General features: G+C 62.2%; 11 protein-coding genes. 5 read left to right on the top strand and 6 right to left on the bottom strand.

Features of this window, described 5'->3' with window-relative positions; genetic code table 11:
• The first annotated feature begins 150 nt into the window (after positions 1-150).
• Complete coding sequence (locus HX807_RS28100) at positions 151-1,896, top strand: ABC transporter permease subunit (RefSeq protein ID WP_003214988.1); 1,746 nt, start codon at positions 151-153, stop codon at positions 1,894-1,896.
• Between the two features lie 14 nt (positions 1,897-1,910).
• Positions 1,911-3,233 (top strand): AAA-associated domain-containing protein, encoded by a 1,323-nt coding sequence (locus HX807_RS28095; protein ID WP_008432668.1) that lies wholly within the window; start codon positions 1,911-1,913, stop codon positions 3,231-3,233.
• Positions 3,234-3,346: 113 nt separating this feature from the next.
• Here HX807_RS28095 and prpD read toward each other — a convergent pair whose 3' ends face one another.
• The 6 genes from prpD to HX807_RS28065 all read right to left on the bottom strand — a co-directional run bounded on the left by prpD (position 3,347) and on the right by HX807_RS28065 (position 11,793).
• Positions 3,347-4,831: a 2-methylcitrate dehydratase gene (gene prpD, locus HX807_RS28090; RefSeq protein ID WP_177051793.1), complete on the bottom strand. Its 1,485-nt coding sequence runs from the start codon at positions 4,829-4,831 to the stop codon at positions 3,347-3,349.
• Positions 4,832-4,992: 161 nt separating this feature from the next.
• Positions 4,993-6,183 carry a 2-methylaconitate cis-trans isomerase PrpF gene (gene prpF, locus HX807_RS28085; protein WP_177051791.1) on the bottom strand — a complete coding sequence of 397 codons (1,191 nt, stop codon included), beginning with the start codon at positions 6,181-6,183 and terminating at the stop codon, positions 4,993-4,995.
• A gap of 42 nt (positions 6,184-6,225) precedes the next feature.
• Positions 6,226-8,820, bottom strand: a complete 2,595-nt coding sequence (gene acnD, locus HX807_RS28080; RefSeq protein WP_177008964.1) for a Fe/S-dependent 2-methylisocitrate dehydratase AcnD — start codon at positions 8,818-8,820, stop codon at positions 6,226-6,228.
• Between the two features lie 201 nt (positions 8,821-9,021).
• Positions 9,022-10,149, bottom strand: coding sequence for a 2-methylcitrate synthase (gene prpC, locus HX807_RS28075; protein WP_008432675.1), 1,128 nt, complete (start codon positions 10,147-10,149; stop codon positions 9,022-9,024).
• A 40-nt stretch (positions 10,150-10,189) separates the two neighbouring features.
• Positions 10,190-11,083 (bottom strand): methylisocitrate lyase, encoded by an 894-nt coding sequence (prpB, locus tag HX807_RS28070; protein ID WP_003214976.1) that lies wholly within the window; start codon positions 11,081-11,083, stop codon positions 10,190-10,192.
• Positions 11,080-11,793 (bottom strand): GntR family transcriptional regulator, encoded by a 714-nt coding sequence (locus HX807_RS28065; protein ID WP_008432676.1) that lies wholly within the window; start codon positions 11,791-11,793, stop codon positions 11,080-11,082. The genes prpB and HX807_RS28065 overlap by 4 nt, the downstream gene beginning before the upstream one ends.
• Positions 11,794-12,065: 272 nt before the next feature.
• On the opposite strand from HX807_RS28065, the gene HX807_RS28060 reads away from it, so the two are divergent.
• From HX807_RS28060 to HX807_RS28050, 3 genes are read left to right on the top strand one after another with little or no spacing between them, the layout of a single operon-like run.
• Positions 12,066-12,599 carry an ATP-dependent zinc protease gene (locus HX807_RS28060; protein WP_023659091.1) on the top strand — a complete coding sequence of 178 codons (534 nt, stop codon included), beginning with the start codon at positions 12,066-12,068 and terminating at the stop codon, positions 12,597-12,599.
• A gap of 5 nt (positions 12,600-12,604) precedes the next feature.
• Positions 12,605-14,137, top strand: coding sequence for an inactive transglutaminase family protein (locus tag HX807_RS28055; RefSeq protein ID WP_003214971.1), 1,533 nt, complete (start codon positions 12,605-12,607; stop codon positions 14,135-14,137).
• Positions 14,137-15,123, top strand: a complete 987-nt coding sequence (locus HX807_RS28050; RefSeq protein WP_003214969.1) for an alpha-L-glutamate ligase-like protein — start codon at positions 14,137-14,139, stop codon at positions 15,121-15,123. Before HX807_RS28055 ends, HX807_RS28050 begins: the two co-directional genes overlap by 1 nt.
• The last annotated feature ends 5 nt before the right edge of the window (positions 15,124-15,128 follow it).

The raw sequence follows: 15,128 nt of genomic DNA, 5'->3' as shown, positions 1-15,128 counted from the left end.
AACATTCAGAAACGTACAATCCCGCCAGCAACGCCTCGTTGCCCCTGACTCGCGAAAACAGCGCCCGCCCTTCTCGGTGGGTCATTCGTGCAGCAGCTAAGCTCACTCCCATCACGCCCCTGAACCTGAACGCTGCAGGAATGACTGCCTATGAAAAGAGTGTTCCGTCACTACATCCCTGCATCCACATTGCGCTTGCTCCCCAACCGCTGGGATTTGGTCGCCCTGCCCCTGGTGATCGGCTTTTTACTGTTTTTCTCCATCACTGCACGGGAAACCTGGGCGCCCATCGCCACCCTGCAGAGTGAAGTGATCTCGCTGGACCCGGCCAACCTGCCGGAATACGCGATGCGCACCACGATGCGCATGCTGGCGGCGATGGTTGCAGCGCTGGTGTTCACCCTGTTGTACGGCACCCTGGCCGCCAAAAGCCGGCGCGCCGAGAAACTGCTGGTGCCCGTGCTCGACATCCTGCAATCAGTACCAGTGCTGGGTTACATCTCGTTCACAGTGACGTTCTTCCTGCTGCTGTTCCCCGGGCGTGTGCTCGGCGCGGAGTTCGCGGCCATCTTTGCGATTTTCACCAGCCAGGCCTGGAACATGACGTTCAGCTTCTACCAGTCGCTGCGCATGCTGCCCCATGACCTGGTGGAAGTGTCGACCAACCTGCGACTTTCCGGTTGGCAGCGGTTCTGGAAGCTCGACGTGCCCTTCGCCATGCCCGGGCTGGTGTGGAACATGATGATGAGCATGTCCGGCGGCTGGTTTTTCGTGGTCGCCTCCGAGGCCATTACCGTCGGCGACAAGACCATCACCTTGCCGGGCGTGGGCTCATACCTGGCCCTGGCGATTGCCCAGAAAGACCTGCATGCCGTGGGTTACGTGATCCTGGCGATGATTGTGGTCATCCTGATGTACGACCAGTTCCTGTTCCGCCCACTGGTGGCCTGGGCCGACAAGTTCCGCATGGAAACCACCGCCTCCCAGGGTGCCGCGCCGCAATCCTGGCTGCTGAACCTGATCCAGCGCACGCGCATCGTCCAGCGCATCCTGCGGCCTGTCACCCGCGCCATCAGCCGCATTGGCAACAAGCGCTTCAGCCTGGCGGGCGGTGCACTCAAGGCGCTGCCGGCAGAAACCCCGAAAGCGTCAAAAGTGATCGACTGGGTATGGGGCGCACTCATCGCGCTGCTGGCCGCTTATGCGCTGTACCACATCGTGCAGTACGTCGGCACCGAAGTGACCCTGGCCGAAGTCGGCCATGTATTCGTGCTAGGGCTGATCACGTTGTTGCGGGTGGTCGGCCTGATCCTGATCGCCTCGCTGATCTGGGTGCCGCTGGGCGTGATGATCGGCTTGCGCCCTGCGCTTGCGGAAAAAATCCAGCCGCTGGCGCAGTTCCTTGCGGCCTTCCCGGCGAACCTGCTGTTCCCGGTGTTCGTCATCGTGATCCTGCACTACAACCTCAACCCGGATATCTGGCTGAGCCCGCTGATTGTGCTGGGCACCCAGTGGTACATCCTGTTCAACGTGATCGCCGGAGCCAGCGCGTTCCCGAATGACTTCAAGGAAGCCGCCGCCAACTTCCGCATTCGCGGCTGGTTGTGGTGGCGCAAGGTGATGCTGCCGGGGATTTTCCCGTACTACGTCACCGGCGCGATTACCGCCTCGGGGGGTGCCTGGAACGCCAGTATCGTGTCCGAGTACGTGTCCTGGGGCCACGACAACGTGGTCGCCCACGGGCTGGGCGCCTACATCGCCCAGACCACCGCGGCCGGCGACTTCCCGAAGATCGCCCTGGGCGTGGTGGTGATGTCGATCTTCGTGGTGGCGTTCAACCGCGCTGTGTGGCGGCCGATGTACGCCATGGCTGAAAACAAACTTCGTCTGAATTGATGGGACTCGCTGTGATGACTACCTATACCGAGCATGCCGCCGACACTCCGGAAATTTACTCGTTGAAAAACGTGAACCGGGTGTTCGGCAAAGGTAAAGACGAGCTGCAAGTCCTCAGCGGCGTGAACTTGAGCCTGCACGAAGGCGAGATTGTCGGCATGCTCGGCCGGTCCGGCTCGGGCAAGTCGACCTTGCTGCGCATCATCGCCGGGCTGATTCAGCCGTCGTCGGGCGAAGTACGCTACAACGGCGCGCCACTCACCGGCCCGGCCGAAGGCGTGGCCATGGTGTTCCAGACCTTCGCACTGTTCCCGTGGCTGACCGTGCTGGAAAACGTCGAGGCCGGCCTGCAAGCCTTGCAGGTCGAGCGCAAGGAATCCCGCAGGCGCGCCCTGGCGGCCATCGACCTGATCGGCCTGGACGGTTTTGAAAACGCCTACCCGCGCGAACTGTCCGGCGGCATGCGCCAACGCGTGGGTTTCGCCCGCGGGCTGGTGGTGAACCCGACCCTGCTGCTGATGGACGAACCGTTCTCGGCGCTGGACGTACTCACCGCCGAAACCCTGCGCACCGACCTGCTGGATCTGTGGAGCGGCAAGCAACTGCCGATCAAGTCGATCCTGATCGTGACCCACAACATCGAAGAAGCGGTGCTGATGTGCGACCGCATCCTGGTGCTGTCGTCCAACCCTGGCCGGGTGGTGGCCGAGATCAAGGTGCCGTTTGCCCACCCGCGCAACCGCCTGGACCCGACCTTCCGGCAAATGGTCGACGACATCTACGCCCTGATGACCGACCGCCGCAGCGCCGACGCGAGCAGAGGTTTGCCTGAGCTGAAAATGGGCAGCCTGTTACCGGAAGTCTCCACCAACCTGATGGCTGGCCTGATCGAAACCCTGGCCGCCGAGCCCTACAATGGCCACGCCGGCCTGCCGACCGTGGCTGAACGGCGTTTGCTGGAAGTCGACGATCTGTTCCCGGTGGCGGAGATGCTTGAGCATCTGGGCTTCGCCGAGCTCAAGGGGGCCGATATCACCCTGACCGATGCCGGCAAACTGTTCGCCGACTACGGCACCCAGGAGCGTAAAACCCTGTTCGCCGAACACTTGATCCGCCACGTGCCATTGGCCGCGCGCATTCACCAGGTGTTGCTTGAGCGCAGCGGCCACCGGGCGCCACGGGTGCGCTTCGAGCAGGAACTGGAAGACTCGATGACGGAAGCCTTTGTGGAGAAAACCCTGGAAAGCGTGGTGGCCTGGGGGCGGTATGCGGAGATCTTCTCCTATGACGACCATACCGAGACGTTCAGCCTGGATGATGTGGAAGGCAGCATGTAGGTTTAATGTGGGAGCGGGCTTGCTCGCGAATGCGGTGGATCAGCCATATATGTATTGGCTGACACTCCGCATTCGCGAGCAAGCCCGCTCCCACATTTGACCAGTGGTGTTCTTCAGATGACGAACAGGTCCACAAACCGGTTTACCGGAGTGGCCTCAAGCCGTGCCTGATCCTTGCACAGCGCAAAAATCTCGGCACTGCGCTGCGCGGTAAACCGGGTCGCCAGATTGGCCTTGAACTTGTCTTCCAGCAACGGAATGCCATCCACCCGACGGCGACGGTGGCCAATCGGGTATTCCACGGCCACCTGTTCGGTGCTGGAACCATCCTTGAAGAACACCTGCACCGCATTGGCGATGGAGCGCTTGTCGGCCTCCAGGTATTCGCGGCTGTAGCGCGGCTCCTCGACGATGACCATCTTTTCGCGCAGCTCATCGATGATCGGATGGGCCGCGTGGAATTCATCTTCGTATTGCTCGGCCACCAGATTGCCAAACGCCAGCGGTACGGCGGTCATGTACTGCAGGCAATGGTCGCGGTCCGCCGCGTTGGCCAACTGCCCGACCTTGGAGATGATCCGGATCGCCGATTCGTGGGTGGTGATGACAATCCTGTCGATCTCATGCAGGCGGTGCTTCACCTGTGGGTGCAGGGTGACTGCTGCCTCGCAGGCGGTTTGTGCGTGGAACTCGGCGGGGAAGCTGATCTTGAACAGCACGTTCTCCATCACATACGTGCCGTAGGGCTGCGACAGGCTGAAGGCGCGCTTGTCTTCGGGCTTGAGCGCCAGGTCCTTGTTGGTGTGGCTGAACAGCACGTCATAGAAGCCCCACTGCGGCGCGCTCAACACACCGGGAATGCCCATCTCCCCGCGCATGGCGATATCCGCCAGGCGCACCCCGCGACTCGACGCATCCCCCGCCGCCCACGACTTGCGCGAACCGGCGTTCGGCGCATGACGATAAGTACGCAATGCCTGGCCATCGACAAACGCCTGGGACAGGGCCGACAGCAGTTGCTCACGGTTGGCGCCCATCAGCTTGGCGGTGACGGCGGTGGAGGCGACTTTCACCAGCAGCACGTGGTCAAGGCCGACACGGTTGAAGGAGTTTTCCAGGGCAATCACACCCTGGATTTCGTGGGCCATGATCATCGCCTCAAGCACTGCCCGCACGGTCAGCGGTGCTTCGCCGTTGGCCAGGCGTTTTTGCGAGAGATGGTCGGCGACCGCGAGGATGCCACCGAGGTTATCGGAAGGGTGACCCCATTCGGCGGCAAGCCAGGTGTCGTTGTAGTCGAGCCAGCGAACGATGCAGCCGATGTCCCATGCGGCCTTGACCGGGTCCAGGCGGAACGAGGTGCCCGGCACCCGTGCGCCGAACGGCACCACCGTGCCTTCGACGATCGGCCCCAGGTGCTTGGTGCACTCCGGGAAACGCAGGGCCAGCAGGCCGCAACCGAGGGTGTCCATCAGGCAGTTGCGGGCGGTGTCGAGGGCATCGCGGGATTCGATCCTGAAATTCAGTACGTAGTCGGCGATGTCCTGCAGGACCTGGTCGTAGTCGGGGCGGTTGTTCTGGTCGACGTTGGCGCTCATGGCAGTACTCCAAAGTGGGTTAGGTGTGGTCCATCCTCAGGGTCAGGGTGATCGTTCCCACGCTCTGCGTGGGAACGCCGCCTTGGACGCTCTGCGTCCCGTAAAAGGGTGACGCAGAGCGTCACGGGATGCATTCCCACGCAGAGCGTGGGAACGATCGGTTAGAAAGAGTCGCCGGGGACGCGTACGAACCCTTCCATCAACACTCGCGCACTGCGGCTCATGATGGCTTTTTTCACGACCCATTCACCGTCGATCTGGCTGGCCTCGGCGCCTACGCGCAACGTCCCGGAGGGATGCCCGAACCGCACCGCATTACGCTCCACGCCGCCCGCCGCCAAATTCACCAGCGTGCCGGAAATCGCCGCCGCCGTGCCAATCGCCACCGCCGCCGTGCCCATCATCGCGTGGTGCAACTTGCCCATGGACAGCGCCCGCACCAGCAGGTCGACATCGCCCGCCTTGATCGCCTTGCCGCTGGACGCCACGTAGTCCGCAGGCCGCGCCACAAACGCCACCTTCGGCGTGTGCTGACGCTGGGCCGCTTCGTCCAGGTGTTTGATCAAGCCCATGCGCAGCGCACCATGGGCGCGGATGGTTTCAAACATCGCCAGGGCCTTGGGGTCGCCATTGATCGCGCCCTGCAGCTCGGTGCCGGTGTAACCCAGGTCCTGGGCGTTGATGAAGATGGTGGGAATCCCGGCATTGATCAGCGTCGCCTTGAACGTGCCGACACCCGGCACTTCCAGGTCATCCACCAGGTTGCCGGTAGGGAACATTGAGCCACCGCCGCCCTCTTCTTCCGCCGCCGGGTCCATGAATTCCAACTGCACCTCGGCGGCCGGGAAGGTCACGCCGTCGAGTTCGAAGTCGCCGGTTTCCTGCACCGCGCCGTCGGTGATCGGTACGTGAGCGATGATGGTCTTGGCGATATTCGCCTGCCACACCCGCACCACGGCCACGCCGTTGTGCGGAATGCGCGCGGCATCTACCAGGCCGGCGCTGATGGCGAACGAACCCACCGCCGCCGACAGGTTGCCGCAGTTGCCGCTCCAGTCCACGAACGGTTTGTCGATGGACACCTGGCCGAACAGGTAATCCACGTCGTGATCGGCGCGGGTACTTTTGGCCAGGATCACGGTTTTGCTGGTGCTGGAAGTCGCGCCGCCCATGCCGTCGATTTGCTTGTCATACGGGTCGGGGCTGCCGATCACCCGCAACAACAACGCATCCCGCGCCGCGCCCGGCACCTGGGCCGACTCGGGCAAATCCTTGAGGCTGAAAAACACGCCTTTACTGGTGCCGCCACGCATGTAGGTGGCGGGAATCTTGATCTGCGGTACGTGTGCCATGGTGGTCCTCATGGGCCGGGGCGTTGACCCCGGCCGCAGTTATCAGGCAGTAACAGCCGATTCCAGGAAGTCCTGGGCAAAACGTTGCAACACGCCGCCCGCCTCGTAGATCGACACTTCTTCAGCCGTGTCCAGGCGGCAGGTCACCGGCACCTCGACACGCTCGCCGTTCTTGCGGTTGATCAGCAACGTCAGTTGCGCACGCGGGGTGCGTTCGCCGATCACGTCGTAGGTTTCAGTGCCGTCGATCTTCAGGGTCTTGCGGTCGGTGCCCGGCAGGAACTCCAGCGGCAGCACGCCCATGCCCACCAGGTTGGTGCGGTGGATGCGCTCGAAACCTTCGGCGGCAATCGCTTCAACACCGGCCAGGCGTACGCCCTTGGCCGCCCAGTCACGGGACGAACCCTGGCCGTAGTCGGCGCCGGCAATGATGATCAGCGGCTGCTTGCGCTCCATGTAGGTTTCGATCGCTTCCCACATGCGCGTGACCTTGCCTTCCGGCTCCAGGCGCGCCAGCGAACCCTGCTTGACCTTACCGTCTTCAACCACCATTTCATTGAACAGTTTCGGGTTGGCGAAGGTGGCGCGCTGCGCGGTCAAGTGGTCGCCACGATGGGTCGCGTAAGAGTTGAAGTCGACTTCCGGCAGGCCCATTTTCGCCAGGTATTCGCCCGCGGCGCTGTCGAGCATGATCGCGTTGGACGGCGACAGGTGATCGGTGGTGATGTTGTCCGGCAGCACCGCCAGCGGGCGCATGCCCTTGAGCGGACGTGCACCGGCCAGGGCACCTTCCCAGTACGGCGGGCGACGGATGTAGGTGCTCTGCGGGCGCCAGTCGTACAGCGGCGTGACCTTCGGGCCGGTGTCTTCGTGGATCGCGAACATCGGGATGTACACCTGGCGAAACTGCTCCGGCTTGACCGACGCCTTGACCACCGCGTCGATTTCTTCGTCGCTTGGCCAGATGTCCTTGAGGCGGATTTCCTTGCCGTTGGCGTCCAGGCCCAGCACGTCTTTTTCGATGTCGAAACGGATGGTGCCGGCAATCGCATAGGCCACCACCAGCGGCGGCGACGCGAGGAACGCTTGCTTGGCGTACGGGTGGATACGGCCGTCGAAGTTGCGGTTACCCGAAAGCACGGCGGTGGCGTACAGGTCGCGGTCGATGATCTCTTGCTGGATCACCGGGTCGAGTGCGCCGGACATGCCGTTGCAGGTGGTGCAGGCGAACGCCACCACGCCGAAACCCAACTGCTCCAGCTCGGTGGTCAGCCCGGCTTCGTCGAGGTACATCGCGACGGTTTTCGAACCCGGTGCCAGGGACGACTTGACCCACGGCTTGCGGGCCAGGCCGAGCTTGTTGGCATTGCGTGCCAGCAGGCCGGCGGCAATCACGTTGCGCGGGTTGCTGGTGTTGGTGCAACTGGTGATGGCGGCGATGATCACCGCGCCGTCGGGCATTTGCCCCGGCACGTCATCCCACTGGCCAGAGATGCCCTTGGCCGCCAGGTCGCTGGTGGCGACGCGGGCGTGGGGGTTGCTCGGGCCGGCCATGTTGCGCACTACACTGGACAAATCGAAGCTCAGGCCACGCTCGTATTGCGCGCCCTTGAGGTCGTCCGCCCACAGGCCGGTGTGGCGAGCGTATTGCTCCACCAGGGTGACTTGCTCGTCTTCACGACCGGTGAGTTTCAGGTAGGCGATGGTCTGTTGGTCGATGTAGAACATCGCCGCCGTGGCGCCATATTCCGGGGCCATGTTGGAGATGGTGGCGCGGTCGCCCAGGGTCAGCGCCGAGGCGCCTTCACCGAAGAACTCCAGCCACGCACCGACGACCTTCTGCTTGCGCAGGAACTCGGTCAGCGCCAGCACCATGTCGGTGGCGGTGATGCCCGGTTGCAGCTTGCCCGTCAGCTCCACGCCAACACTTTCCGGCAGGCGCATCCACGAGGCGCGGCCGAGCATCACGCTCTCTGCTTCAAGGCCGCCAACGCCGATGGCGATCACGCCCAAGGCATCAACGTGAGGCGTGTGGCTGTCGGTGCCGACGCAGGTATCCGGGAAGGCCACGCCGTCACGTACCTGGATCACCGGAGACATTTTCTCCAGGTTGATCTGGTGCATGATGCCGTTGCCCGGCGGGATCACGTCGACGTTCTTGAAGGCCTTTTTGGTCCACTCGATAAAGTGAAAACGGTCTTCGTTGCGACGGTCTTCGATGGCGCGGTTTTTCTCGAACGCCTGCGGGTCAAAACCACCGGCTTCGACGGCCAGGGAGTGGTCGACGATCAGTTGGGTCGGCACCACCGGGTTGACCTGGGCCGGGTCACCGCCTTGCAGGGCGATGGCGTCGCGCAGGCCGGCAAGGTCCACCAGGGCGGTCTGGCCGAGGATGTCGTGGCACACCACGCGGGCCGGGAACCATGGGAAATCGAGGTCGCGCTTGCGTTCGATCAGTTGGCTCAAGGAGGCATTGAGGGTTGCGGGGTCGCAGCGACGCACCAGGTTTTCCGCGAGTACGCGGGAGGTGTACGGCAGTGTGGCGTAGGCGCCGGGGGTGATTGCATCGACTGCCGCGCGGGCGTCAAAGAAATCGAGGCGGCTGCCGGGGAGCGGTTTGCGGTGTTCAGTGTTCATCGTCAGGACTCGGTCACGGTAGTTGCAAAAGGAAGAACCGTTGCTGATCCAAGGTGGAATGCGATCAAAATGTGGGAGCGGGCTTGCTCGCGAAAGCGGTGTGTCATGCAACACACATGGCGACTGTCACACCGCCTTCGCGAGCAAGCCCGCTCCCACCTTTTTGATCCGGTTTCACCCCAAGATCAGCGGTTTCTCCACTCAGCGACGTTCGATTGGCACGAACTTGCGCTGCTCAACGCCGATGTACTCGGCGCTCGGACGGATGATGCGGTTGTTGGCTCGCTGCTCGAACACGTGAGCTGCCCATCCTGTCAGCCGCGAGCAGACGAAAATCGGGGTGAACAGCTTCGTCGGGATGCCCATGAAGTGGTACGCCGAGGCATGGTAGAAGTCGGCGTTGGGGAACAGTTTCTTCTGCTCCCACATGGTCTTGTCGATGGCTTCGGAAACCGGGAACAGCACGGTGTCGCCCACTTCGTCGGCGAGTTTTTTCGACCAGGCCTTGATCACTTCATTACGCGGGTCGCTGTCTTTATAGATCGCGTGGCCAAAGCCCATGATCTTGTCCTTGCGCGCCAGCATGCCGAGGGTGCCTTCCACCGCTTCCTGGGCGGAAGAGAAACGCTCGATCATCTCCATCGCCGCTTCGTTGGCACCACCGTGCAACGGGCCACGCAGGGAGCCGATGGCGGCGGTGACGCAGGAATACAGGTCCGACAGGGTCGACGCGCACACGCGGGCGGTGAAGGTCGAGGCGTTGAATTCGTGCTCGGCGTAGAGAATCAGCGACACATTCATCACCTTGACGTGCAAGTCGCTGGGCTTCTTGTCGTGCAGCAGGTGCAGGAAGTGCCCGCCGATGCTCGGCTCGTCGGTCACGCAGTTGATGCGCTGGCCGTCGTGGCTGAAGCGGTACCAGTAGCACATGATCGCCGGGAACGCGGCGAGCAGGCGGTCGGTCACGTCGCGCTGCACGGAGAAGTCTTTCTCCGGCTCGATATTGCCCAGGAACGAGCAACCGGTGCGCATCACGTCCATCGGGTGCGCGTCGGCGGGGATGCGTTCCAGCACTTCTTTCAGCGCCTGGGGCAGGTCGCGCAGTTTGCCGAGCTTGGCGGTGTAGGCGGCCAGTTCGGCTTTGGTCGGCAGTTCGCCGTAGAGCAGCAGGTAGGCGACTTCTTCAAACTGGGCATCGGCGGCGAGTTCGCGCACGTCGTAGCCGCGATAGGTCAAGCCGGCACCGGCCTGGCCCACGGTGGACAGTGCGGTCTGCCCGGCAACCTGGCCACGCAGGCCAGCTCCACTGAGTACTTTTGCTTCGGCCATGGTTATCTCCAATCTTGTAGTTATTAGTGAGGCGCTCGCGTTACTTCTTGGCGGCGAACAGCGCGTCGAGCTTCTGCTCGAAGGTGTGGTAGTCGATGCGATCGTAAAGCTCCATGCGGGTTTGCATGGTGTCGATCACGTTCTGCTGGGTGCCGTCGCGACGGATCGCGGTGTAGACGTTCTCGGCCGCCTTGTTCATGGCGCGGAAGGCCGAGAGCGGGTACAGGACGATGGAAACATCCGCAGATTTCAGTTGATCGACGGTATAGAGAGGTGTCGCACCGAATTCGGTGATGTTGGCCAGGATCGGCGCTTTCACGCGAGAGGCGAACAGCTTGTACATCTCAAGCTCAGTGATGGCTTCCGGGAACACCATGTCGGCACCGGCCTCGATGCAGGCGGCCGCACGTTCCAGGGCGGATTCCAAACCTTCCACGGCCAGTGCGTCGGTGCGGGCCATGATCACGAAGCTGTCATCGGTACGCGCATCCACCGCAGCCTTGATGCGGTCGACCATTTCCTGCTGGGACACGATTTCTTTGTTCGGGCGATGGCCGCAACGCTTGGCGCCCACCTGGTCTTCGATATGGATCGCCGCCGCGCCGAACTTGATCATCGACTTGACGGTGCGCGCCACGTTGAACGCGGAGGAGCCGAAACCGGTGTCCACGTCCACCAGCAGCGGCAGGTCGCACACGTCGGTGATGCGGCGCACGTCGGTCAGCACGTCATCCAGGCCGGTGATGCCCAGGTCCGGCACACCGAGGGAGCCGGCAGCCACCCCGCCACCCGACAGGTAGATCGCCTTGAAGCCGGCGCGCTTGGCCAGCAGCGCATGGTTGGCGTTGATCGCGCCGACTACCTGCAACGGGTGCTCGCTGGCAACCGCGTCACGGAAACGCTGGCCTGGAGTGGTGTTGTTATTGGAACTCATGACTCACCTCGTGATTGGGGAGCGCCGTCCGGGAAGTGACGGGCAATGTTGCGTTTGGAGGCGCCGATATGCCGGCGCATCAACAACTCGGCCAGTTCACCGTCGCGATCGGCAATCGCGTCAAGAATGCGGTGATGCTCGGCAAAGGCCTGGCGTGGACGATTGGGGGTGGCGGAGAACTGGATGCGGTACATGCGCACCAACTGATACAGCTCGCCGCACAACATTTGGGTCAGGGTGCGGTTACCGGCGCCTTGAATTATCCGGTAATGAAAATCGAAGTCGCCTTCCTGCTGGTAGTAGCCGACACCGGCCTGGAAGGCCGCATCGCGCTCGTGGGTGTGCAACACCTGGCGCAGCTCTTCGATCTCGGCGTCGGTCATGCGCTCGGCGGCCAGGCGGCAGGCCATGCCTTCCAGGGATTCGCGGATTTCGTAGAGTTCGATCAGTTCTTCATGGCTCAACGAGACCACTCGCGCGCCCACATGGGGGATGCGCACCAGCAGGCGCTGGCCTTCCAGGCGGTGGATCGCCTCGCGCAGCGGGCCACGGCTGATGCCATAGGTGCGCGCCAGTTCCGGCTCGGAGATCTTGCTGCCGGGGGCGATTTCGCCCTTGACGATGGCGGCCTGGATACGCCGGAAGACGTTCTCGGACATGGTCTGGGAATCGTCTTGGGCCATCACTGGGGTTTCCAGTTGATCCAGCATATTGTCGACACCTTTAAAAGCAATGCCGCAAAAACTAGCCAATCAGCCCCGGATAGTCAAAGAATAAATACACATTGTCGACAATCGTCTAATAACCCGCCTTGCACTCTATCGGGGCATGGCCGGCTGCCAGCGCTGGCGCCAGAAAACCTTCATGTTAGAATGCCGGCCACTTTTGCCTCACATCCCTGGATGAAAAGGCGCACGAGGGAGCTTGCGCAGCAATGCCAGTCGCCTTGAATTGAACATCGCACTGCACCGCGTCAGGATTTATGAGACTCAAGCCCTTCCCCCTTTTGCTTCTACTGTTTATCCCGGGCCTTGGCGTTGCTGCCGAGAAGACCGTTTATGGACTCAATGAATACGCCAAGTTGGCCGGCATTGACCTGGAAGTGGCCGCCAAGCTCGACACCGGCGCCAAGACCGCGTCCTTGAGCGCCCGCGACATCAAGCGCTTCAAGCGCAACGGCGAGTCCTGGGTGCGCTTCTACCTGGCCATCGACACCGCACACTCCCACCCCATCGAGCGCCCCCTGGCCCGCGTGAGCAAGATCAAGCGCCGCGCCGGTGACTACGACCCCGATGAAGACAAGAACTACACCGCCCGTCCAGTCATCGCCCTGGACATCTGCATGGGCACCGCTTTACGCAGTATCGAAGTGAACTTGACTGACCGCAGCGCCTTCCAATACCCGCTGCTGATCGGCTCCGAAGCGCTGAAACGCTTTGATGCGCTGGTCGACCCCAGTCTTAAATACGCGGCGGGCAAACCTGCCTGCGCCTCCGACGCTCATACCGCTGAGTAATTTGAATGCGCTCTCTTAATCTGCACCTGAAAATCCTGATCGCCGTTTTGGTGGTCTTGGGCATTTCGGTCACCGCCTATCAGATTTTCGTGCTGGGGATTCCCGTCACCGAGGACGCCACCGACGACCTGTGGAACATCGACGCCAAGGTCGAGTTCGTCGCCAGCGCCAAGGACCCGGTGAAAATCCAGATGTTCGTGCCGCCCCTGAGCCGCGACTTCGTCAGCCTGAATGAAAGCTTTATCTCGAATAACTACGGCGTCAGCGTCAATCGCCTCGACGGCAACCGCAAGGTCACCTGGTCGGCACGCCGGGCCAAGGGCAACCAGACCCTCTACTACCGCCTGGTGCTGACCAAGCGTTACAGCGGTGAAAAGGTCAAGGTCAAGGGCCCGACCTTCCGCGACAGCATCGCCGTCGAAGGCCCGGAAAAAATCGCCGCCGAAGCCCTGCTGGCGCCGATCCGCCAGCACTCGGCCGACGTCGAGACCTTTATCAGCGAAGCCATCAAGCGCACCAACAACCTCAACGACGACAACGTGAAGCTGCTGCTGGCGGGCGACCCGTCGACGCCGCACAAGGCCAAGATCGTCGAGTTGCTGCTGTCCATCGCCCACGTGCCGGTGGAAAAGGTCCACACCATCCGCCTGGTGGCCGACCAGCCGCAAACCCCGGAACTCTGGCTGCGCAGTTTCAATGGCAACGACTGGCTGTACTTCAACCCCGACACCGGCGAGCAAGGCCTGCCGGCCGACCGCCTGCTGTGGTGGACCGGTGATGAAAACCTGATCACCGTCGACGGCGGCAAGAAGGCCATGGTGACCTTCAGCCTCAACAACAGCGAAATGAACGCGATTCGCCTGGCCAAGCTGACGGACGAAAACACCGACGCCAACTTCCTCGAGTACTCGCTGTACGGCCTGCCGCTGCAAACCCAGCAGACCTTCATGATCATGGTGATGATCCCGATTGGCGTGCTGGTGATCCTGATCCTGCGCAACCTGATCGGCCTGCAGACCCTCGGCACGTTTACCCCGGTGCTGATTGCCCTGGCGTTCCGAGAGACACAGCTGGGCTTCGGGATTGTGCTGTTCACCATTATTACGGCGCTGGGGCTGTCGCTTCGGTCTTACCTGGAACACTTGAAGCTGCAGATGCTGCCGAGGCTCTCGGTGGTGCTGACCTTCGTGGTGGTGCTGATCGCCGCCATCAGTCTGTTCAGCCACAAGCTCGGCCTGGAACGCGGGCTGTCGGTGGCATTGTTCCCGATGGTGATCCTGACCATGACCATCGAACGCCTGTCGATCACCTGGGAAGAACGCGGTGGCGGCCATGCGATGAAAGTCGCGATCGGCACGCTGTTCGCCGCTTCCCTGGCGCACATCATCATGAGCGTGCCGGAACTGATCTACTTCGTGTTCACCTTCCCGGCGATCCTGTTGATCCTGGTGGGCTTCATGCTGGCCATGGGTCGTTATCGCGGCTACCGCCTGACCGAACTGGTGCGTTTCAAGGCCTTCCTCAAGGCTGACTCGTAATGTTCGGCTTCTGGAAGACCTGGAAGGCCCTGGAAGCGCGGGGGATCATGGGCATCAACCGGCGAAATGCCGACTACGTGCTCAAGTACAACAAGCGCAGCCTGTATCCGATCGTCGATGACAAGATCATCACCAAGGAACGGGCCATGGCCGCCGGCATCCACGTGCCGGAAATGTACGGGGTCATTTCCACCGAGAAGGAAATCGACAAGCTCGACGAGATCATCGGCGGGCGCAGCGACTTCGTGATCAAGCCGGCCCAGGGCGCCGGTGGTGACGGTATCCTGGTGATCGCCGACCGTTTTGAAGGGCGCTATCGAACGGTCTCCGGCAAGATCATCAGCCATGAAGAAATCGAGCATCAGATTTCCAGCATCCTCACCGGCCTGTATTCCCTCGGCGGCCACCGTGACCGCGCGCTGATCGAATACCGGGTGGTGCCTGACCAGATCTTCAAAAGCATCAGCTACGAAGGCGTACCGGACATCCGCATCATTGTGCTGATGGGCTACCCGGTGATGGCCATGCTGCGCTTGCCCACCCGCCAGTCCGGCGGCAAGGCCAACCTCCACCAGGGCGCGATTGGCGTGGGTGTCGACCTCGCCACCGGCCTGACCCTGCGCGGCACCTGGCTGAACAACATCATCACCAAGCACCCCGACACCACCAATGCGGTGGACGGCGTGCAACTGCCCAACTGGGACGGGTTCATGAAGCTCGCCGCCGGCTGCTACGAACTGTGCGGCCTGGGCTATATCGGCGTGGATATGGTGCTGGACCAGGAAAAGGGTCCGTTGATCCTGGAACTTAACGCTCGCCCGGGGCTGAACATTCAGATTGCCAACGACTGCGGCCTGACCTTGCGCACCCATGCCGTGGAGGCTCGACTGGAAGAGCTGAAGGCGGCGGGCGTGACGGAAACACCGGAGGAACGGGTTAAGTTTGTGCAGGAAATGTTTGGGCATATTCCGGCGGTCGAGGGATAAACCCA

It is taken from the genome of Pseudomonas sp. D8002 (assembly GCF_013385695.1).
In the GTDB taxonomy this organism is placed as follows: Bacteria; Pseudomonadota; Gammaproteobacteria; order Pseudomonadales; family Pseudomonadaceae; genus Aquipseudomonas.
This window is presented reverse-complemented; position numbering and strand designations above follow the sequence as displayed.

What these genes read in the sequence shown, in the direction of transcription:
- acnD (WP_177008964.1), bottom strand. Translation starts at nt 8,820, where the DNA reads ATGAACACTGAACACCGCAAACCGCTCCCCGGCAGCCGCCTCGATTTC.
- HX807_RS28100 (WP_003214988.1), top strand. Translation starts at nt 151, where the DNA reads ATGAAAAGAGTGTTCCGTCACTACATCCCTGCATCCACATTGCGCTTG.
- HX807_RS28050 (WP_003214969.1), top strand. Translation starts at nt 14,137, where the DNA reads ATGTTCGGCTTCTGGAAGACCTGGAAGGCCCTGGAAGCGCGGGGGATC.
- prpD (WP_177051793.1), bottom strand. Translation starts at nt 4,831, where the DNA reads ATGAGCGCCAACGTCGACCAGAACAACCGCCCCGACTACGACCAGGTC.
- prpB (WP_003214976.1), bottom strand. Translation starts at nt 11,083, where the DNA reads ATGAGTTCCAATAACAACACCACTCCAGGCCAGCGTTTCCGTGACGCG.
- prpC (WP_008432675.1), bottom strand. Translation starts at nt 10,149, where the DNA reads ATGGCCGAAGCAAAAGTACTCAGTGGAGCTGGCCTGCGTGGCCAGGTT.
- HX807_RS28055 (WP_003214971.1), top strand. Translation starts at nt 12,605, where the DNA reads ATGCGCTCTCTTAATCTGCACCTGAAAATCCTGATCGCCGTTTTGGTG.
- HX807_RS28065 (WP_008432676.1), bottom strand. Translation starts at nt 11,793, where the DNA reads ATGCTGGATCAACTGGAAACCCCAGTGATGGCCCAAGACGATTCCCAG.
- prpF (WP_177051791.1), bottom strand. Translation starts at nt 6,183, where the DNA reads ATGGCACACGTACCGCAGATCAAGATTCCCGCCACCTACATGCGTGGC.
- HX807_RS28060 (WP_023659091.1), top strand. Translation starts at nt 12,066, where the DNA reads ATGAGACTCAAGCCCTTCCCCCTTTTGCTTCTACTGTTTATCCCGGGC.
- HX807_RS28095 (WP_008432668.1), top strand. Translation starts at nt 1,911, where the DNA reads ATGACTACCTATACCGAGCATGCCGCCGACACTCCGGAAATTTACTCG.